A 20,454-nucleotide genomic window follows, 5' to 3' on the forward strand; every position below is an offset into this window, starting at 1 on the left:
CCTCGATTGTCTTGGAATTGGGCGCGCCAGGTGCGCCGGGGAGACAAGGCCATGCATCACAGCTGGCCTTGCCAATATCATATCCGCTTACGCGTTAGAGGAAGCCAAGCGTCCGCATCAGGTCGCCGATTTCCTGCTCCTGTGCTTCAAGGAATGCACGGAACTCGTCGCCGGAGTTATGGATGTTGACCCAGCCATTACGGGCCCGCACATCTTCCCAAGCGTCAGTTTCGTACATAGCCTCGATCGCGGCCTGGTACGCTTGCAGCTGCTCATCCGGCAGGCCGGGCGCGCCGAAGAACCCACGCCAATTGACGAAGGTTGTGTCGATACCCTGCTCCATGAAGGTCGGGGCATCTTCGAAGGCGCCCACGCGTTCTTCCGAGGTGACGCCGAGGATGCGCACTTCGCCCTGACCAGCCAATGCAACCGCTTCGGAGAAGCCGGTTGATAGCGCCTGGATTTCACCTGACAGCAAGCCAGCCATCGCAGTGCCACCCGCATCATAGGGGATGTAGTTGAAGGCCGTTGGGTCTTCACCCGCCGACTGCATCACCATCGCTGCAACCAGATGGTCCATACCGCCCGGAACCGAGCCGCCGCCGATGGCAAAGGCCGTCGGATCTTCGCGGTATGTGCCGAGCAGATCGTCCATCGAGGTCAGTTCACTATCGGCAGGCACAACCAATGCCGCATAGTCGCCGATGGTGCCCGCCACAAGCGTCAGGTCCCGGAAGCTCTGCGGGAACACACCAGTCAGCGACCGGATCACGATCGGGGTCGAGTTGACCATGAGCGTACCATGATTGCTTTCGGCATTTTCGATCATATAGGCAATCGCCACACCGCCGCCGCCGCCGGACATATTCTCATACGAGGCGGTCCCAACCAGGCCGGCCTCGGTCAGAGCTTCGCCTGTGCCGCGAGCCGTCCCGTCCCAACCGCCACCGGCGCCGCCGGGGATCAGGAAATGGATGCTATCGACCATCTGATGGCCATCCGCGAATACCGGTGAGCCAAAGCTCATCGCGGCCGCCGTTGCGGCCATCATGACCCGGCGGGTCAAATTCAGTTTCGTCATGTCGTCCTCCCTATGACGTCATATCGGTGGGTCATTCCGCCGCCTCGCGCGGTCACGCTTGGCGGGCATCGCGCCCCACTCTGTGCTTGCCACAACAGTCGACTACTCGCGCAGAGTGATCTGGGTCTTTGCCCAAGCAACACTCTCCTGACACGCCGAATGCTTGGCATCTCTTCTGCGTCGACGACGCTAGACAAAACCAGGGTCTGCGCACAATATGCGATTGCGTTTGTTTCATCTGGGAGAACTTTATGGGCGCGATGCGGACCGAATCTGTCGAGCGCGCCATGTCGATCTTGAGCGCATTTTCCGCGCATCAGCCCGAGCTCCGGCTGACAGATTTGGCGCGGGAAACGGGCCTGCACAAAAGCACGGTGCTGCGGATCGCGAATTCCATGTCGATCTATGGCTTCATGCAGCGCACACCGCGCGGGCGCTATCGCTTGGGGCCAAGCGTCTGGCGGCTTGGCCAAATCTTCGCTCAAGACTATCCAAGCCGCGAAGCGGTGGCCCCGACCTTGCAGAAACTGGTCAAAGCCACCGGTGAAACCGCGTCTTTCTATGTCCGCGCTGGCGAAGATCGGGTGTGTCTCTATCGCGAGACGGCCGCCGATCTTCGACCGTTCGGCGCCGAGGAAGGCATGCGCTTGAACATGTCAACCGGGGTCTCCGGCTTGGTCCTGCGACGGTTCTCCGGCGAGGAGGTCGCGGATCTCAGCGTCTTCAATGACAATGGCACCGTCTCCTCCGACGCCCCAACAATCCCGGAGATTTCCGCCGTCGCAACGCCAGTTTTCTCAGCTTCGGGGACACTAATTGGTGCCCTGACCATATCGGGTTTGAGCAGCCGGTTCGATGCAGCAACGCGCCAGAAAGCCATCCCTTTGTTGGAAGACCTCGCCCGCTCGATGGGAAAATAGCGGGCCTATCCGCATTACGGCGTCTCGGCTCTCCCATCCCCGTTCATCCCAGACAACAGATTCACAACAAGATTTCGGGTCAGCCGGACCTGGATTTTCCGATTGAGGGTCTCTTGGGGCTTGATTGCTTCATAAAATGAACTATTCACATTTCAAAGCGGAGAATCACCATGCCATCAGCGGACTGCCTCACCATTCCCAGCTTCTTGGAAGGCTTGACCCCCGAGATGGGGGCGCTTTTGTCGATCTATCTGATGTATTGGCGGTTCGAAGAACGGATCGAGACGATCGAACTGACCCCCGCGCTTGCCAAAGGGGAGCGGCATTTGATCATCGGCCTATTCCGCCCGCGCCGCATGGGGGAGTTGGCGAAAGAGATGCAAGCTCTTCCCTCAACTGTGACCGCCTTGGCAGACAGCTTAGAGGACAAGGGTCTGCTCGAACGACGACGCGATCCAGATGACCGGCGCGCCTGGCTGTTGTGCTTGACCGACGCAGGCATGGCACTGCGACAATCGCTTTCAGAGCAAGCGTCACAGATTTTTCGCGATATCGTTGGCCTTGATGACGCGGACCGTGCCAAGCTGACCGCATTACTGGGAGAGGTCGGCGAGACAATTTTTCGAACAGGATTACCAAAGGAACTAAAACCATGAGATTTTTGATTGCGTTGGTCGCAACCACTCTGCTGACCGCTCCCCTCTCGGCTCAAACCGCAGAGGTCGACGCACCGATCCGACCGGTACAACTGATCACCGTGGCCGCCGATACGAACGGCGTGATCCGACAGTTTTTTGGTCAGATCGTGGCGCGCCAGACTGTGGATTTGGCCTTTCAGGTTGCCGGACAGATCGTGGAGTTCCCCGCAATTGAGGGCGAAGAGATCGCCAATGGCGCCCTAATCGCCGAGCTTGATATGGAGCCCTTTGAACTGCAACTGGACCAAGCGCGCCTGCAGCTTGATCAGGCGGAGCGGACCTTGGAGCGGCTCAACCAATTGTCCGGCACTGCCGCCTCGCAAGTGTCCATCGATGACGCCCAAACCGCTGTTAGCCTGGCCGAGATCGCCGTTCGAAATGCTGAGTATTCGCTGGAGCATGCCACGCTCTCTGCCCCGTTCGACGGCCTGATCGCGGCGCGAAACGTCGCGAATTTCACCACGGTTGCCGCAGGAACGGCTGTTGTGCGCGTACATGACATGTCGGAATTGCGGATCGAGATCGATGTGCCGGAGATTTTATTCCAACGCGGCGGGACCGATCCCAATGTGACGCTGAGCGCCCGGTTCCCGACCAGCGACATACTCTACCCGCTCGAGATCCGCGAGTTTGATGCGCAAGCATCGGCGGTCGGTCAAACCTTTCGCCTGACCCTGGGCCTACCCCGTCCAGAAGGGCCGACCGTCTTACCGGGCTCATCGGTCACCGTCTTGGCAGAACTGAACCTTGAAGACACCGCCCTGATCATCCCGACCTCGGCCATTCATATTGCCAATGACGGATCCCTCCACACGATGGTCTTTGTGCCTGGTGACGGCGATATTGGCACGATTGAACAACGCGCCGTCGAACTGGCGGCGACGCGCGAGGGGGCTTTCCGTGTTCTATCAGGGCTGGAAGCGGGCGAAGAGATCGTTTTGACCGGGGTGAATGCCCTCGAAGACGGATTGACCGTGCGCCGGTTCACCGGCTTCGCGAACTGAGGGTGGTCAGATGAATATCGCACGCGGCTCGATCAACAGACCGATCATCATCTGGATTCTGATCCTCACCTGTCTCTTTGGCGGCACCTGGGGGTTCCTATCGCTTGGCCGATTGGAAGACCCGGCCTTCACAATCAAAACCGCTGTTGTGATCACCCAATATCCCGGTGCCTCGGCCGAGCAGGTCATGACCGAGGTCTCCGAACCGCTAGAATCCGCCATTCAGCGCATGGGCGAGGTTGACCGGATCACCTCGATCAACCAACCAGGCCTGTCGCGGATTGAGGTGGAGATTCAATCGACCTTTGACGGCACCGAGTTGCCCGCGATCTGGACCGATCTGCGCAATAACGTGGCCGATGCAGCCCGACATTTGCCCGATGGCGTCAGCCAACCGCAGGTCAATGACGGGTTTGGCGATGTGTTTGGCATCTTCTTCGCAGTCTCCGCCGAAGGATACACCGACGCCGAGCGCCATGAGCTTGCACAATTTCTCAGACGCGAGTTGTTATCCGTTGAGGGTGTCGCCGATGTGGACGTGCAGGGCCTGCCGGATGAGGCGATTTTCGTCGAACCGGAGATGGCCTTGGCCGCCCACCAGAACATTTCGCCACAGACCTTCATCAATGCGCTCGCCTCAGCCAACTCCGTGGCCTCGGCCGGGTCGATCGACCAAGCCACCACGCACACTCTGATCCAAGCACCTGAGGGCTCGGACAGTGTGAGCGACATTGCCGGTCTGACCGTGGGCGTCGGTGGCGAGGTGTTGAACCTGATCGACATCGCCCAGGTCAGCCGTGGGCGGCAAGATGAGCCCTCTATCTTGATCCGCTATAATGGCGTTGAGGCGTTTACCTTGGGGGTCGCTGGTCTGGCGGATGAAAACATCGTCGATGTTGGCCATGCGGTGGACGCTCGACTGGCCGAGTTACAGACCGAAATCCCTTACGGCGTCATCCTGCACCCGATCTATCAGCAACATGTGGTGGTCGACGAGGCCTCATCGGATTTCTTGCTCAATCTCGCCATGTCGGTGGGCATTGTGGTGTTGGTTCTCGGCCTGTTCATGGGGCCGCGGGCCGCAATTGTTGTTGGCTCAACCCTGTTGCTTACGGTTGTTGGTACGCTTCTCTTCATGGCGATCTTCTCGATCGAAATGGAGCGGATTTCCCTTGGCGCGCTGATCATTGCCATGGGGATGCTGGTGGATAACGCCATTGTGGTCGCCGAGGGGATGCAGATCGCGATGCGGCGGGGCAAATCCTCGCGCGACGCGGCGGATGAAGCAGCGGGCAAAACGCAAATCCCTCTCCTGGGTGCGACGGTCATCGGCATCATGGCCTTTGCCGGGATCGGGCTTAGTCCCGATGCGACAGGGGAGTTCCTCTTCTCCCTCTTCGCCGTGATTGGCATCTCGCTGATGTTGTCTTGGGTCCTGGCGCTGACCGTAACCCCGCTTCTGGGCCATTACTTCTTCAAGCAAGGCGAAGTCGGCGGCGATGACGCCTATTCCGGCCCGTTGTTCCGGGCTTATGGGGCCGTCTTGGGCCTTGCATTGCGGGCCCGATGGCTGGTTGTCATGCTGCTTTTGGTGGTGACCGTCGCCTGTTACTGGGGCTTTGGTCAGGTCAAGCAGCAGTTCTTCCCGAACTCGAACACGCCGATCTTCTTTGTGCATTACAAACTGCCCCAAGGCACGCCGATCACAACCACCGCCGAGCATATGGCCGTTTTCGAAGACTGGTTGGCCGAGCGCGAGGAGGTCACTTCGGTGGCCACATTCGTCGGCCAAGGTGCCACGCGCTTCATGCTGACCTATCAGGCTGAAAGCCAGAATCCGAGCTATGGCCACCTGATCATTCGCGCGGCAAGTCTGGATCTGATTCCAGCGCTCCAGGCGGATATCGAGGCCTATGCGGCCGAGGTTCTGCCGCAGGGGAGTTCCGCACAGCGCGCTTGGTGTTTGGCCCTGGTGGCGGCGATCCGATCCAGGTTCGGTTCTCGGGCAGCGATCCCGAAGTGTTGCGCGATCTGGCCGATGAAGCGATGGCGACCTTGCAGGAGACATCGCCCAATATCCTGGCGCCCCGCACCAATTGGCGCGAACAGGAGTTGGTCCTGCGCCCCAACTACGCCACCGAGCGGGCACAGACCGCCGGGATCACGCGCGACAATATCGCCCAGATCTTCGCTTTTGCCACCGACGGGATCACCGCAGGCACCTATCGCGAAAATGATCGGCTGATCCCGATCATCGTCCGGGTGCCGGAGAGTGCACAGCTCAGCGTCATGGATCAGGTGGTGGAAACCGCTGGCGGCACGCTGATGCCGGTCGAACAGGTGATCGATGGGATGGCGTTTGAGCCACAAAACACCCTGATCCATCGGCGCAATCGGGTGCCGACCATCACCGTTGGCGCAAGTATCCCAACCGACCTGACAGCGGCGCAGGTGCATGCGGAGATCCGCGAGGCGATCGAGGCAATCGAGTTGCCACTGGGGTACCGGATGGAGTGGGGTGGCGAGTTCGAGAACTCAGCGGACGCCAATGCAAGTCTGGCGCAGCAACTGCCGCTGTCGCTACTGATCATGGTGCTGATCTCGGTTCTGCTGTTCAACGCATTACGTCAACCGCTGATCATCTGGCTCCTGGTGCCGATGTCGGTGAATGGGGTTACGCTTGGCCTTCTGGGCACGGGTCTCCCCTTCACCTTCACCGCGCTTCTCGGGCTCTTGAGCCTGTCGGGTATGTTGATCAAGAACGGGATCGTTTTGGTTGAAGAGATCGACCTGGTGCGGGCCGACGGCCTACCGCTTCGTGAGGCCATCGTGACAGCTAGCACATCGCGTCTGCGCCCGGTGGTGCTGGCCGCCGCGACGACGATTCTCGGGATGGCGCCGCTCTTGTCGGATGCGTTCTTTGTCTCGATGGCCGTCACCATCATGGGCGGTCTGGCTTTTGCCTCGATCCTGACATTGGTTGCCGCGCCGGTGTTCTACGACCTCCTCTTCGCGCGATCTGAACGGCGCGCGAAGGCCTCGGAGCCTGGGAATACGGCGGCGGCTGAACCGGTCTAGTTCACTCTTCGCACCATAACGGGCGCGGCCTCCCGCGCCCGTTATGTCCACCAGTCCTTCGGGACGTCGTAAAGAATCCGGTCGATGCTGAGGATCGGCTGATGCACATCCTGAATAACCGCAAACAAGACCAGCGACTGCACCAGTTCGGCTGAGCGTGTGGGCATCGCCGCTTTGGCATGCCAAATCTCGATATCCGCCGCGATTGCGTCGGCGATCACCTTGATCGGATCCTCTTCCTCGCCCACCTCCGCCAGATCGATCTCAACCCCATCGGTCAGCAGAACCGAGGCCCGGCTTTTGACCGATGACGTGCTGGCGCGGGGGTCGCTGATCAAGCTGTACTCATAACGCGTCTCGATCTTGGCGGCGCGCTTATTCTTCAAAACAGAGGCAACACCGAGAACCACATTCAAGGTTTTTAGAAGGGTCGTCGCCAGATCGGGCGCGTCCTCGTCATTCTTGAATTCGTCGATGCGTAAGCGCGGGATCACGGGATTTGCATAGGTGCTGGCCGGGGTGGCGTAGATCAAGTTGGGATTGACCGTCAAATCGCCGCCCTCGCTCAGATTTGAGTTCCGCTTGAGCCATGTCGTTAGTCGCGCGGTTTGCTGTCCAAGGGCGCTGAAATCCCACCAACGGAGCGCCAGCTTGTCGTTCTCTCCGTCATACCGGTAAATCCGTGTGTGCTCATCCGCACCGGGTTTGCCGTCCTGATCGTTGATCCGTGGCCAGATCTCTGTCTGATCGCTGGTAACGATCAATTCTTTCTTCGCGTTGAAGGCGTTCTCGAAATCGATCGCATAATTGATGGTCACCTCGGCGGGTTTATCCAGCATCCGCCGACTGCGCACGCCCATGGTTTGCCAATGCGCCGGGATCGGCACGCCGCGGAACCCGGCCCAACAAATCGCCACCTCTTTCACGAGGCCAAACACGATATCGATCAATTGGTCGGCGATTGGCAGGTCGCCATGCTTGGTCACCAACTCCTCGACCAGATGTTCTAGCTCGGGCCAGGCAACGGTATAGCGCGCCAGAGCCTCGAACAGCGGCACGACATCGCCCTTTTCGCCCGGCCCTCGCGCGAAGGCCGTCGGCAGGCGGTCGATCAAGATCGGCTCATTCAACCGCAGCTCCGCAAAGAGCGTGTCCTTGGCGTCTTTCTCGCTCTTGCGGATGACGGATTCGTAAGACCAGAGGAAGAAATCATCGACCGTCTTTGCGGTGCCTGTAAACTGCTGGATCGCGGTTTGCGCTTCCATCACCGGCACAGCCGGATAGCTGATCGATGGGATCGGCACACTGACCTCGCCGAGATCAAAGGCCAGTTCCGAGGCCAGATCGGAATCAACAACCCTGAGCCAGCTTGAGGGCACATAGCCGCCGGAGGCATGTGAGGAGGCAATCTGATGCTCCACGAAACCGACATTCCAGGTGAGATTCATATCAAGCTTGGCCTGTCGACTGGGATTGACCGCCGAGACCAGGAAATTGGCATAGCGCGGGCCGGCGTCGGCCGGCGGTTCGATTGGAATGCGGGTGTTGGAGACCGAGAATGTGTCGGATGCATCGCCTGCCGTCCCTTTGGCTTCGACCCCGCCGAAGATGCGCGGCGCATCACCCTGACCTGGCGCTTGCGAATTGGTCACATCGGCGGCCATCTGCATGACCACCAAGCTGTCATAAGCGGCTGCCAGCCGGGTCAGCACATGCTGTTCAAACCGATCCTGCGCGCTGCCAAGATCACCCTCGACAACCTCGCGCCCACCAAAGGACGACAGGCTTTCCGTCCTGACGTTCGGCACCAAGATCGGCTCCACCCCGGCTTTCAAGCACTCGGCCAAGAGCCGCTTGGCCGTCGCGAATTCCGAGAACCGGTCTTGCCCCTTCTGGACAATGATATTCGACACGGCTGGCCCCATGATCCGATCCATCGTCGACAGGAATTGCCGCGCCCAAGCATCGACATCGATCTCGGAGAAGGCGCGGGTTTCCTCGACGGGGTTCAGATCCTTGTCCCAGATCGTGACGGGCACCCCGTCATGGCCCTCGAGTTTCGTGCTGATCGGAACAAGGGTGAAATAGGCGACGGACCCAGCCTCGAACGTCACGTCGAGCCCGGCGGTCGCGCTCCATTTCAGGCCCCATAGGACCGGCCCTGTCTCAGGCGCGGAGAAATCTGAAACCCCGTTGCGAACTGTCAATTTCAGCAGCCCATCGGCACCGTCATAACCCTTGAACGCATCCTCGAGATGGTTGGCAAAGCTGCGCAGGTCCACCTCGGCGGGCTCTGGGTCGTCTTTTGGAATGGGGTTCTGATCGGTTACCGACAGATCTAGCGGCACGGTCCACCGGGTCTGGGCAGCAGACGGGAGTTTTTCGGCGGCTAGCGGATCGACGAATTGCGTCCGCCGCAGCTGCGCCTCAACCGTAATCGCGAAGATCGTGTCGGGCTGTTTGGTCAGGTCCTGCGGATTGAACGGCACCGGAATGGCGGTCTTGTGCGGTTGAAGCGGCGTCCCATCGGAGAGGAACTTATCCAGATCGGTCAAGATCGTCTCAGCCGCCGCCTTAAAGGCCGTTTTCAACGCATCGCTTGAGCCAAGCGGCGCGAGCGGCCCAAAGAACGTGCTGAGCAGGTCAGCCTCTACATTCGGATCACTCAATTGCGCATGGATAAGGGCAAAGCGGAACCGGGCGATCTCGGCTTGTTGGCGCGCTTTGTCATCACCAGACCCGTTGCGATCTAGAGCCATGAAGCAATGCACATCACTGCGGACAATCTCATCGGGTTGGAAATCGAGGGTCAGGAAGACGCAAGGCTGATCTGCTTTGTTCCGGGCCACGCGATAGGTGGCCTGCGTTCCGGGCCATTCCCCGAGCGGCACCAGGGGGTCATGATAAAGCGCGTCGAACTGCACCGTATGGGCCGCCTCGGCCAGTGCATTGCCATAGGTATCGATCAGCCGGAACTGCAAATCAGGTGTCCGCCCCACAGCGCCATAGATGTCGTCATGCGCGCCGGTGGCAAACTTATAGGCGGGCACGATCTGCCGATAGCGCCCGGGCCCATCATCATTTTGCTCAATATCCTTGGTGTCTTGCGCCCGCGACAAGGGAAGGCTCCAGAGCGACGGGTCAAACCCGGTCGGCTGCTCATCACCCTGCAGGCGGTATTGGATCAGATCGTAGAGTGAGGCGATTGTGTCCGGACCAAAGGGCGGCGGCTGATCCGTCTCCCCAATGCTGAGGGCCGCGGCGGTGGTCCAATCGATCTCGAACGCGACGCAGCCAGCCTGATAAGCGGGCTGATGCAATTCGATGGCGATCCCCCCGCATCATTGGCAGCAATGAAGGCGGTATCCTTCACGTCGCCCGGCAGGATCAGCGCGTTGTCATAAGCGTGCAGCGGACGCGGCTCAGACGCGGCGGCCATCACCGTCAGCGTCGCCGACCCCGTATCGTCGAACATGTCATCGGGCAGCGGGTTCTGCTCGGCATCGCCATAATGCAGATAAAAGCCCGTGGCATTAACGACGCTCGCCTGCCAGATCAGCCGCAGGAAAGCCGCCACATCGCCGATGGCGGCATCGTCGGGGTCTGTGTCATCGCGCGTCATCCCAAGCGCCAAGGGCCGGAACAGGTTTTCGGGCTGGGTCAGCGTCGAGAGGTTCGTTTTAAACAGGTAAACCGCGTTCTCTGGCGCGGCACTGGGCAAGGTCCGATAGCCACGGTCGTCATTTCCATCCCCATCGATGCGCACCAAATCAAGCTTGGTTTGCCCAATATCGGCACTGTCGAGCAGCATCCGGATTTGCGCCCGCGTCTCATCACTCGTGGTCGAGATTTCGTAGACGCCTTTCAACTCGGTCGGCAGTGGGCCGCCCTCGTCGGTGAACTGTCCGGTCGAGGGCAGCGCCACCTTGCGAATCCGGAATTGGATCATCAGCGCCGGGTGAATCTCGAAATCGGGGGTCGGCGGGGCGGTCGGATCGGGCTCCACTTTCTGGCCAAAGAGAGTCAGCGGCCCGCTCTCCGTCAGACCCAGCAACTCTGGCGGCGGCAGAAGTAACCGGCGTTCAGCCTGCAAATCGCTCCAAGCCTCGTGGTCGCGGCTGGCAAACCACCGCCGGACACTGTTGATCGAGGGCATTTGCGAGATCGTGATATCGGCCACACCAGCCCGCAGCGCGGCGTCCCGCCAAATTGGGTTTGGTGCGGGGGGTGCCTCTGCCACGGGGATGGTCGTGACGGCACTTTCCCCCTCGGCAAAGGAAATCGCGGCCAATAGGGGGCGTCGGGGTTTGCGACGCTGAATGTAACAGCATTGGTTGGGGTGCTGGTATCGGCGGGGAATTGCTGCGCGCTCAGTTCAAAGAGGCCCAGAAGGTCCACGCCCAACGGATCAATCCCGAACTGCTCCATCTCTGCGGGCATTGGCAAGACAACCCCGCCCAAAAGCGTGCGCGCCGCCATACCTGCCAATTGGGTCGCGATGGCCGAGATGTCTTGCGCCACGTCCCCGATGGGCAGATCGGAACCGTCAACCGGCGGATCGGCCAAGCGGCGTGCCATATCGCGCGACAACATCAGGAAGAAATCGGTAAACATCATCTGCGCGAACGAGGTCTCCGAGACTTCCATCGCGCCGACGCGGCTGGCGTCCTCGGGGTTGGAACTCAGGCCGCTCAGGCTGAGATCGGCGAAGTACTCCCGGACGAAGGCTTCATAGCCATCCGGTACGATCTTGTCGGCGAAAACGATCGGATCGTCCTGCCCCGGCACCGCCATTTGCAAAGGCGGCAACATCGGCAGCGGCAGAAGGTCCAGATCATCCGACCGCTCAACGGTCAGGTCGATACCGGCCAGAACAAAGGAAACCTCTTCGACCAGGAACCGGTCGAGCGCGTCCGAGAACCCATCGGGCGGCGCATCTCTGCCCTGCCCGAGCGTTTGCAACACCTCTGGCCAGCTATGGGTCTCCGGCGCGAAATCCCGCAGAAGCCAGGTGCCCAACCGGATCAGCAAATCGTCATAAGGCGTCGCGCCAGGCTGCCCTTTCGGCGGCGCGATCATCGGCACGCCAACCAGATTGGATTGCCCAGCCCCACCACGATAGAGCGCGGCGGGCAGCAATAGCATCGTCACTGGCAACGACAATGGCTCGGCATCTTGGATCAGCGCGCGGCGGTCATAGACCGCCGTCAGAGCTTTGCCGCGCGCCGTCAGCGTGCCGGGCACGATGCCTTGGAAATTCGGGTTTTGCGGGCCTTCGATGCTGGCCACGCCTTTGGGTCCCTCGCTGAGCGTGAAGGTCTCGGTCAGGGTCAGGGAGAAGCTGGCGCTGATCTTCACGAACAGAATCTTGACGGTGGCCTTGGCCTTGACCTGCGCCGTCACCCGCGCGACCGAGCCATAATCCGTTTCGAATGCCAAACCGGTGGTGATCGACAGGCGAATGCTGACCGAGACCTTGATGATCTTCAGATCAACCTCGCCCTGCAACAGCCCGACGATACCGACGGTTGCGGAGAACCAAAAGTAATCCGGCGGCCCGGAGATCGCGTTCGACGCCTTTACTGCCGCGCGAGCATTGCGAACGACATCCGCATCCGGCGAATTCAGCAGTTTGGGATTGACGCCTTCCCAGGCCAGGATGCCCTGAAACACGCCTTGCAGCGTCAGGCTCAACTCCGCCCGGAAGACACCAGCGTTGATTGACCGGCCCAGCCCGATCTTGATTGCCAGGCCAAAGGCGATAATCGGATCATAATAGATCGTTGGCTCTGGCGCGCGCGGATTGAAGCCAGACCGCAGTTTGGCGAAGTAAAACGCACAGCCGCCGATGAAGATATAAATCTCAAACCCGATGGAGTTTGGCCCCAGCGGCCAGCCGACCGAGACCTTGAAATCACCATTGGTGTAAATCCAAATCTCGAAGCTGGGCAGCTTGAGCGCCACAGCCCCCAAATTGATCTGTCGGTACTTCTCGGGGATCGAAATCGCGCCATAATAGACGCCCAGATCGGGGCCGAGTTTCTGGTACAAGATCTCGAACTTAAACCCCTCAAACGCGCCCTGATCCGCCGTGATGCGAATGCCGTAAATTGCCGGATCGTTGAACAGCGCCTGAACCCGCCAGCCCTTGAGATAAATATCCGCGCCGAAGAACCAGTTCCTGTCCGGGTGGTAGTAATCTTTCACCAGCGCGTTCAACACGGTCTTCGGATCATTGCTGCGCAGGTTTTTCAGCTCTTCGAAAATCTTCGCGATCGGGTCGGACTCGAGCCCGACCGTCGGCGGCCCAAAGCGCTGTCCCAAACCGAGATAGTTGACCCGGAATGTCTGCCCCCCTGGCTGGGGTTGGGAAACGGGTATTTGACGATCTCGGTTTTACCGTTCGGCTCCTCGGTCAGCGGCATCAAGACTGTGCCATCGGTCAGCACATTCTCGCTTTCCTGCGGCCAGATCTTGACGCGTGCTTTGAGGTCGAGGCCGTCCTTCTGCCAATAGCCAATCACCAGGTCGTACAGCGTGATATCGGGTTCTATGGTGATAAAAGGTGGCAGCTTATCTGCGAACCGAATGCCATAATCAGCCGGGTTCCTCGTTGGCGCAGTGTAAAGCATCAACCGCGCTTGGATCGAGCTTGCCTCGGGCGCGACCACAACCGTCAACTCCGGCAGGATGCTGACCTGAAAGAACCTGTACCAGAAGCTGTTCTTATCCTTGTCGCCAAGGTCCGCGACAGTCTGCAACGCAGGCAGATCCAAAAGCGTACTCAAAGCCCCCAAAACTTGTGCCAAGCTAAAGGCTTTTTCGGTCGGACCCGGTGAAATGGTCAGCGCGGTTGGCCCCATCCCCGCACCCAAACGCAGTTGGAGATTGAAGGTCTTTTCGGCCTCCAGCAAAAGCTGAAGGTCAACGCCGAAATTGATCCGGGGCATGAGCGTGCCTTCCCGTTAAGCCACGATCACCTATTCAACGGCAGGTGCGATATTCGTCACACCGAAGACGCCACCCTGAATGCCCAGGAAGTCGAAACCGGGGATCGGTGTCAGAGGCTCACCCACAAAGGTGCCCGCGATTTCCAGGGCATAGCGCACCTGATCATTGGGCCGCTTCTTGCCCGGCACATCCAGTTTGAAGACCAGCACCGAGAACTCCATGTTGATGATTGCGGTTACGATGTCGTTCAGCCAGTCGGGCAGATCGGCGGTATCGGGAAACTTCACCCCAAAGGTTGTGTCGAGCCATTCGATCAGATTGGCGAACGAGCCCAGAACCACCGGCTTCGGCAATTCGAACTGCACCCCCTCTTCCTTGATCTTCGCGATATCGGCGGTGGAGATCGGAACCGCGGTGCCGTTGATGTCGAACACCATGCCGAAGGAAAACGTCGCCTTCGCTTCCTCCTCCGGCGCCAAGACAGCTGTGTTCTTAGGTTTTTTGACCATGTCGGTTCTCCTTCAATAAATCGTCTATATTTTCCGGGGTTAGGGGATCGTCACCCAACATATTGGGCAGGTAGAAATTGCCTGTGCGGGTGAGAACCGCGCTCACTCGGCCTTCAAACTTGGCGTCACCCTTGCCCAGATTCGGGTATTTGATCTTGGCAGTGGCGGTGTAGCTGCCGCGCTCGGGGTCCTCCGCGACGGTGATCTCCAGCGCCCAGATATCGGCGGCGACCGTATCGGGCGGCCAGCTTTCGGGCAGATAAAGATCAAAATCTCGGTTTGCCGTCGCGACGAACTCCGCGATGGTTTTGGCGTCGGTGATGGGGCCAAGCTTGACCGCTGTGGGGACAGGTTTCCGGGTCATGACGCCTCCACCTGCGTCGCGGCCAGGGACCAAGCGATGTCGCTTCCGCCAGGGGCGGTGGGGTCGCTGAACAGGATGAAATCCGTGACGACCTTAGGCGGCAGCGCGATCCCGAAGATCGAAATCGCCACATTGTTGAACAGCAGAACGTAAACCCCGCGTTCTGGGTCTGTCGGCTTGGGCTGATAGATCACGCGGGCCAGATTCGCGTCGCCAAATGTCGTCTTGAGATAGCCTTGCAGATCGAAGCCCGCCAAGCCGCCAACCAAGGCTGGCAATTGCACATAGACCGCCACGCCGTCAGCTTCCGGCATGGCCGCACTGGGCCCCCACCCGAGGATCAGATTGGCCGTTAAACCAACTCCGGTTTCAGCTAGATCGCCCAGCGAGCCAAGGGGTAGCTCAAAGGCCAACGCGAAGCTCGGGGTCGGTGTCGTGGCATCAAGCACCGGGATTTGGTTCAAATCGGCGCTGTCACCCCCTCGCCCACGCTCTGATCGGGGATTAGATCGGGGATGTTCACGATCTTGCCCGTGCGCTTGATCGTATCAAGCGCGGCCTGCCCCGACAAAAACCCCGTCAGCCGCATGGGCAAGCCGGACACAAGGCCCTCGGGTCGTCGCAGATCGGGATTGTCGGCCGCGATGATGTTGGCAAAATTCGGCTTGAGCCGCAGATCGGTGCGCCCGGTTGGGCCTAGGTCGAACTCAAGATCAATCGACAGACCGCTGATTGGCAAACCGCGTTTCTGCTCCTCAATCGTGACGCCGTAGGAAAACAGGTCGAGCGGCGCCTGACCCGGATTGCTGGGGAATGGCGCTTTGTCGAAGGCCAATTCGCCATCCATTGAGAAGCGCGCGGCGATGGTGACCTCCTCCGCATCGCGCAACTCATTCGAGGCGGCCGAGATCGGGCTGAGTCCCGCGCCGCGCAACATAAACCGCCGCAGCACGCGGATATCGGACTCGGCGATCTGAAAGATGAAAGACCGGCTGAGCGCGGCCTGAAAGATGACCCGTCCGACCCCTTCGACAACCTGATAATCCCCCTCCATCCGGATCGTGTTCGGTTCGGAAGGGTTGCCGCCCTGCCCACTCACAGGCCGCTCAAAAAGCTCATTCAGAGTGACCGCAACCTCGGACGCGAATTGCTGGATCGTCGCATTGCGGATCTCGATGATCAGCTTGGTTGTCCGATAGCCATAGGCCTCTTCGGGTTCCGGTCGGCCCGACGGCTCTAGATAGAAGAAGACGCCCGCAAAGGCCGTGCCTTGAATGGCCGGTCGCCCGTCGTCATCAAGGGTCAGGCGGTTGGTCTCCACACCAAAGTGATGCGCCATCAATTGCCCATCGATGCCACCCAGGATCATCTGGTAATCGGGTGGCATTTGACGGCCATCAATCGGGGCGTTGAAGGTCAGAAACCCGGTCCACTCCTTGCTAACGAGGATCGTCTCCAGAAAATACTTGAAGGGCTGACCGGGCGCGTCTTTCTGGGCCTTGGCCTCCGCAATCGCGGCCAAAAGCTGCTCCCTCGCAAGGGTGACCGCACCTGCATCACCCACAAAATACTCCGGGCGATCCCAGGCATCGACCCGCGCAACGAGGTCTTCGAGTGTCTCGGTATCGGCATATTTGAACACCAGGATCGTCTGCCGCGGATCGGCCTGCCCTTCGGCAGGCGAGAGGTTCACATCGATCCCCTGCACGCTGATCGCACTGTCAAAATCTGTGAACCTGTCCCAATTGTTCATCACGATGAAGGCCTGCGGGTTGAGCAAGGCCTGCGCGAGCGTCGGGTCGACCACGCCTGCTTCGGTCTGCTTAAACGCCAGTTCGCCTTTGTCGCTCTCGCCCAAAACCAAACGGGCCCAACCGCCTTGCGGCGGGGCGGGTTCCTCCCTGGCCGCTGCGACGCCTGAGCCGATCTCCAAAAGAACCCCACGTTGGGTCGAGCTGCGCCCACCATCCAGAGGCGTCCCGTCAGCATTGCAGACAATCGGACCGGTCGCGGGCCCCGCCAAGCTAAGCGATCCGAACCGGAACGGGGCCAAGGCACCGCCCTCTAACGTTTGGAAATCCTCGCCCGGTACATCCTTGTTGGGCCAGCCCTCAATATCGCTGTCGGGCGGGAAGACCCCGCCGAAGGGGGCGACGGGAAAAGAAATCGCACCGCCATCCACGCCCGCTACTGCCACCGCGCCCAAATGGGCGATCCGCGATGCTGTCGCCCCGGCATAGGTGGTGCCATCCAGCGCGTTTTTGTCGAAATTCGTGCCCTGCTGCGATTGGGAGAAGTAGTAGGGCTCGACCGCGTCCGCTTGGCGCGTCGGCCTGGGACGGATCGAGAGCCAGGAGGTTGTGAATGCGGGTTCCAGAAGCGGAGCGTCGCCCTGGTCGGCCAAGGCCACAAGCCCCCGTTCCTTGTCCCCCAAATCGGCAAGGGCCGCCTGATTGGGGGTCAGATCGACGAGATCGCCATCGGCCACGGTGACGTATTCCTGCGCCGAGAGCCCGCACATCAACTGCGCATCTGCCTTGCCCAACAGATCGAGCAAGAACGGCCCCTTCGTCGCCAGATAGCTATTGGCCCCGCCGCTTGAGGTCGGGCCAGGCCGCCGCCCCAGATAGAATCCAACGCCCGGCTGCGGCGTCAACTGGACCTCATCGCCGCCGGTCGTGCGCAAGAACCGCGAGGTCAGCAAGGCGAGCGCGCAGCCTTCGTCGCGCATATCAAAGACCGTGCGCTTCGCATCATTGGGGGCCAGTGGATCCATGCGGACATCCAATGGATATGAGACCCCCTGCTCTGGGGCGGTGAACAGCGGAAAGACCAATTGCTGCGGCGTCTTCCGCCCCGTCGTTTTCAGAAAGAACCGAATCTCCCCGCCCCAAGCCGGGTCGGTGTTAAACTCGTTGTCTTCGAACAGCCGGAAGAACGCGCGCGCCCGCCAATCGGCGCGGTACCGGATCAGACCTAAGCCGGCGTCATCCGGCGCGAGCGGCATTTGCACCGTATCCTCGGTGGGCTCCGGCCCAATTGTCTTGGCGCGGTTGAGGAAGATCCGTGCGGTGCCTGATTGCCCGACCTTCAGATCGGCCTTCGGTGCCTCCCCGAAATCAAACACGACCTCGACACCCTGCTGCATGGTCAAGGCAACGTTCAGGAACGCGATCTCGGTTGTTTCCGCGACACGCCCAGCCTCCTCACCGGTCCAGGTCATCGGCATCAGGACCGCTTGCGGCATGCCGCCCGGGTCATCCACCCAGGCAAATCCTCGGTTCTTGTTCTGACCTTTCAAAGGCACGGCATCTTTCAGCGCCGTAAGGTCCTCGACCTCAAACGGATCACTCAAAAGATAAACGCCGCGGGCCTTCCAGGACGCGGCATATTCCAACTCATCGGGCGGCGCGGACCAACCTCCCCGGTCCGCGCCGAGATAGAGCAAGTGAAGCGCACGTGGTCCCGCCGTCAGCCCTCGTGCCGTCTCGTCAGAGACCTCGGCCCGATAGAGCGCAAGCGTGTCGTCTTGCAAAACGACCCTTTTGAATACCGGTGCCACGGCCCTCGGCCTCAGCTGCCTTCGTCAGCCATAAGCGTGGGCGCGAATGTTACCTCGCTGATCACCTCGCCATTGGTCCGCATCAGCAGCGCACTGCTGCGGGTGACATAGCAGATCAGATCGTCGGAAAGGGAAATCGCCGGATCAATGGTGAGGATGAAGGCGCCATTGAAGGTCGGCCGACTGAAGCTGACCGAGTTGTCGCCCTGCGCAAAACTGCAGCTATCCGTCGGGAATTTCTCACGTGGGACGGCGAGCGCATTCGGGGAATACTTGTCATCCTTCTCCTCGCTCCAGCCATCGATCGTCTCATCCGCAGGCCAGTTCCGCACTTGGACGCGGCTCATCTCTTCGGCGTTCACATTAAACAAATACACATTGCCAGCCATGGTTTACTCCTTCTGGGTGGTGAAAAAGGGTCGTCCGTCGCGACGGGGGGCACGAGCGGCCAATTATATCGCTCGATCTGCTGGCCGGAGGTCCGCATCAACAGCGCGCCATTGCCGAACAGATAGAGGATGAAGTCGGACAGAACGGCATCGGGAATGTTTGGGCTGAACTCCGCGCCGGATGGCATCGGCGGCAGGAAATCCCGATAGTCCAGCGCCACAGTATTCTCTCCGATTCCGAACACCTGAGGTTCAGGGCGCCTCTGCAAACCGATTGTTTTTGGGAACGCCTTGAAGCCGGTGCTTGGCACGATTTTATCAGGCGCCTGGACCTGTGCATGATTCACGTAAAGACGCATCGCTGACGACGTCATATTAAAAACGATGATCATGGGAAGGAAACCCAAGGGAAGTGCGCAAGGGGCGGGATTCGTAAGACGTTAAAATCAGATTCCGCAAGCAAACGCATTCCCCAAGCCATACCAATTGATCCCGAAGAAATTCCTCGAGACAGATCGGAGCAGAAGGCCCTCCAACCAATATTCTATATATTTAGGTCAACAAAAGAATATATGCGCAAGCGCACTGCATTCAAATCCTTGAACACGCATTACTTTCTGTTTTCCCGCTTATGTACCGCATTAAGTAACACACAGATTCTAAATCCATTCAATAAAAATGTTCCTTACGTCATTCAAAGAAGATAAGGATTTATTAACTATTTTTGGTAAGCAGATATGACTGAAAGAGAGGTGAATCTCTAAGCGCCGGAAAACCCTGACAGATTCTGAACCGCCGAGATGGACCATCGCGCATTCAGACGGTCAAATTCCATCCGAGACACGCAATTCATGCGCTGATTTATGCCGATGGCGCATATACCGCCGGATATATATTGCAAGTTTGGAAAACCAAATCTTGGCCGGGTCAGCATCCACCAACCCGACCCAGACACGCTACGTTAGACATCGAAGATCACTGGGAAGTGGTCACTCAAGACCAACGTATCGATCACAAATCCCTCAATCACCGCGCCGCTGCGGACCATATAGTCGAGCTTTTTGTCCGATTTCCAACGCGTTGCCTTGTCTGGCGGGCAAAGATTACCCGCTGGCACGCCGCCCGCGCCCCATTCGTCTGGCTGTCGGTTATAATCTCCTGCGGCGTCCCATGAATTTCCCGCAGCGGTGGCAGCATTAACATTTGTGACCAAGGTTGGTGCATCCGCCCCACCCCCACTTTGTGCATGGAGTGTAAAGGTCTCGTCCGTCCCGAACCGCACCCCGATTGCAGGTCGGCCTCCGGCATTCGCAACATAGCGGAATTCATCTGGCAAATCCTTTGTCACAACAGCCAGATTGACCCTATTTCCCCCAGGGTCCGTTTGCACCCAAAGGACATAGTACAGTGGAACACCCGGTTGCCATGTCAGAAAAGACCAAGCCACAGCAGGCGCAATGCCGCCCGCCCAAGTCGGTGCCGGCGGGGGTGGCGCATAGGCAGCGGACGATGGCGGAGCCGCCCCGGCCTCTTGCAAGCAGAGTATGTCGGCCTCTGCCTTCGTTAACAATTGCTGCACACCATCGACCCATTTGCTATTTGAGCTATGGGTCGCACCTTCCATATTCCAAGTAATAACACGTGTCATAAAACTCTCCCTAGAATCGATATACAGAAATGATAATCGAACCCATAAGAATACCGGCTAATTATTTTATGGATTTGATTTCTAAAATACTTCAGAAATAATGCGCAAAGAACATATTTTGCGCCCTCAACAGTTTTCATGCACACGGAATTTATATGGAGCCGACCACAAACACGGCAGGTGACCACAAGAAGTGAATTGCCCAGGCGCGTATGACGGCCTCGGCAAATGCGTTCCCAAAACCTTATGA

The 20,454-nt window shown here is 59.2% G+C and carries 14 protein-coding genes and 1 pseudogene; 4 read left to right on the forward strand and 11 right to left on the reverse strand.

Annotated features, from left to right (window positions below; genetic code table 11):
* Window positions 1-94: 94 nt before the first annotated feature.
* Window positions 95-1,081 carry a tripartite tricarboxylate transporter substrate binding protein gene (locus tag QTA57_RS02875; protein ID WP_145212616.1) on the reverse strand — a complete coding sequence of 329 codons (987 nt, stop codon included), beginning with the start codon at window positions 1,079-1,081 and terminating at the stop codon, window positions 95-97.
* 260 nt (window positions 1,082-1,341) lie between these two features.
* Here QTA57_RS02875 and QTA57_RS02880 point away from each other — a divergent pair, with 260 nt between their 5' ends.
* The 4 genes and pseudogenes from QTA57_RS02880 to QTA57_RS02895 all read left to right on the forward strand — a co-directional run bounded on the left by QTA57_RS02880 (window position 1,342) and on the right by QTA57_RS02895 (window position 6,781).
* A complete protein-coding gene (locus QTA57_RS02880) occupies window positions 1,342-2,001 on the forward strand; it encodes an IclR family transcriptional regulator (RefSeq protein WP_290153483.1) in 660 nt (219 codons plus the stop codon).
* Between the two features lie 170 nt (window positions 2,002-2,171).
* Window positions 2,172-2,657 (forward strand): MarR family winged helix-turn-helix transcriptional regulator, encoded by a 486-nt coding sequence (locus QTA57_RS02885; RefSeq protein WP_290153484.1) that lies wholly within the window; start codon window positions 2,172-2,174, stop codon window positions 2,655-2,657.
* Window positions 2,654-3,703: an efflux RND transporter periplasmic adaptor subunit gene (locus QTA57_RS02890; RefSeq protein WP_290153485.1), complete on the forward strand. Its 1,050-nt coding sequence runs from the start codon at window positions 2,654-2,656 to the stop codon at window positions 3,701-3,703. Before QTA57_RS02885 ends, QTA57_RS02890 begins: the two co-directional genes overlap by 4 nt.
* A 10-nt stretch (window positions 3,704-3,713) precedes the next feature.
* Window positions 3,714-6,781 (forward strand): annotated as a pseudogene (locus tag QTA57_RS02895) (efflux RND transporter permease subunit).
* A gap of 41 nt (window positions 6,782-6,822) precedes the next feature.
* Here QTA57_RS02895 and QTA57_RS02900 read toward each other — a convergent pair.
* The 10 genes from QTA57_RS02900 to QTA57_RS02945 form a co-directional block, all read right to left on the reverse strand.
* Window positions 6,823-10,101 (reverse strand): hypothetical protein, encoded by a 3,279-nt coding sequence (locus QTA57_RS02900; RefSeq protein WP_290153487.1) that lies wholly within the window; start codon window positions 10,099-10,101, stop codon window positions 6,823-6,825.
* A 721-nt stretch (window positions 10,102-10,822) separates the two neighbouring features.
* Window positions 10,823-13,105 carry a hypothetical protein gene (locus QTA57_RS02905; protein WP_290153489.1) on the reverse strand — a complete coding sequence of 761 codons (2,283 nt, stop codon included), beginning with the start codon at window positions 13,103-13,105 and terminating at the stop codon, window positions 10,823-10,825.
* Window positions 13,033-13,731, reverse strand: a complete 699-nt coding sequence (locus tag QTA57_RS02910; RefSeq protein WP_290153490.1) for a hypothetical protein — start codon at window positions 13,729-13,731, stop codon at window positions 13,033-13,035. The genes QTA57_RS02905 and QTA57_RS02910 overlap by 73 nt, the downstream gene beginning before the upstream one ends.
* A 30-nt stretch (window positions 13,732-13,761) precedes the next feature.
* Window positions 13,762-14,241 carry a hypothetical protein gene (locus QTA57_RS02915; RefSeq protein WP_171557209.1) on the reverse strand — a complete coding sequence of 160 codons (480 nt, stop codon included), beginning with the start codon at window positions 14,239-14,241 and terminating at the stop codon, window positions 13,762-13,764.
* A complete protein-coding gene (locus QTA57_RS02920) occupies window positions 14,225-14,605 on the reverse strand; it encodes a hypothetical protein (RefSeq protein ID WP_290153492.1) in 381 nt (126 codons plus the stop codon). Before QTA57_RS02920 ends, QTA57_RS02915 begins: the two co-directional genes overlap by 17 nt.
* The gene (locus QTA57_RS02925; RefSeq protein WP_290153494.1) at window positions 14,602-15,054 is read right to left on the reverse strand and encodes a hypothetical protein; all 453 of its coding nucleotides are present in this window, start codon (window positions 15,052-15,054) and stop codon (window positions 14,602-14,604) included. The genes QTA57_RS02920 and QTA57_RS02925 overlap by 4 nt, the downstream gene beginning before the upstream one ends.
* Window positions 15,055-15,065: 11 nt before the next feature.
* Complete coding sequence (locus tag QTA57_RS02930) at window positions 15,066-18,167, reverse strand: hypothetical protein (RefSeq protein WP_290153495.1); 3,102 nt, start codon at window positions 18,165-18,167, stop codon at window positions 15,066-15,068.
* A gap of 11 nt (window positions 18,168-18,178) precedes the next feature.
* Entirely contained in the window at window positions 18,179-18,556 is a 378-nt protein-coding gene (locus QTA57_RS02935; RefSeq protein ID WP_290153497.1) for a hypothetical protein, read from the reverse strand.
* Window positions 18,526-18,948, reverse strand: coding sequence for a hypothetical protein (locus QTA57_RS02940; protein WP_290153499.1), 423 nt, complete (start codon window positions 18,946-18,948; stop codon window positions 18,526-18,528). The genes QTA57_RS02935 and QTA57_RS02940 overlap by 31 nt, the downstream gene beginning before the upstream one ends.
* 569 nt (window positions 18,949-19,517) lie before the next feature.
* Window positions 19,518-20,204: an endonuclease/exonuclease/phosphatase family protein gene (locus QTA57_RS02945; protein ID WP_290153500.1), complete on the reverse strand. Its 687-nt coding sequence runs from the start codon at window positions 20,202-20,204 to the stop codon at window positions 19,518-19,520.
* Window positions 20,205-20,454 lie beyond the last annotated feature (250 nt).

It is taken from the genome of Fontisubflavum oceani (assembly GCF_030407165.1).
Classification (GTDB): Bacteria; Pseudomonadota; Alphaproteobacteria; order Rhodobacterales; family Rhodobacteraceae; genus Rhodophyticola; species Rhodophyticola oceani.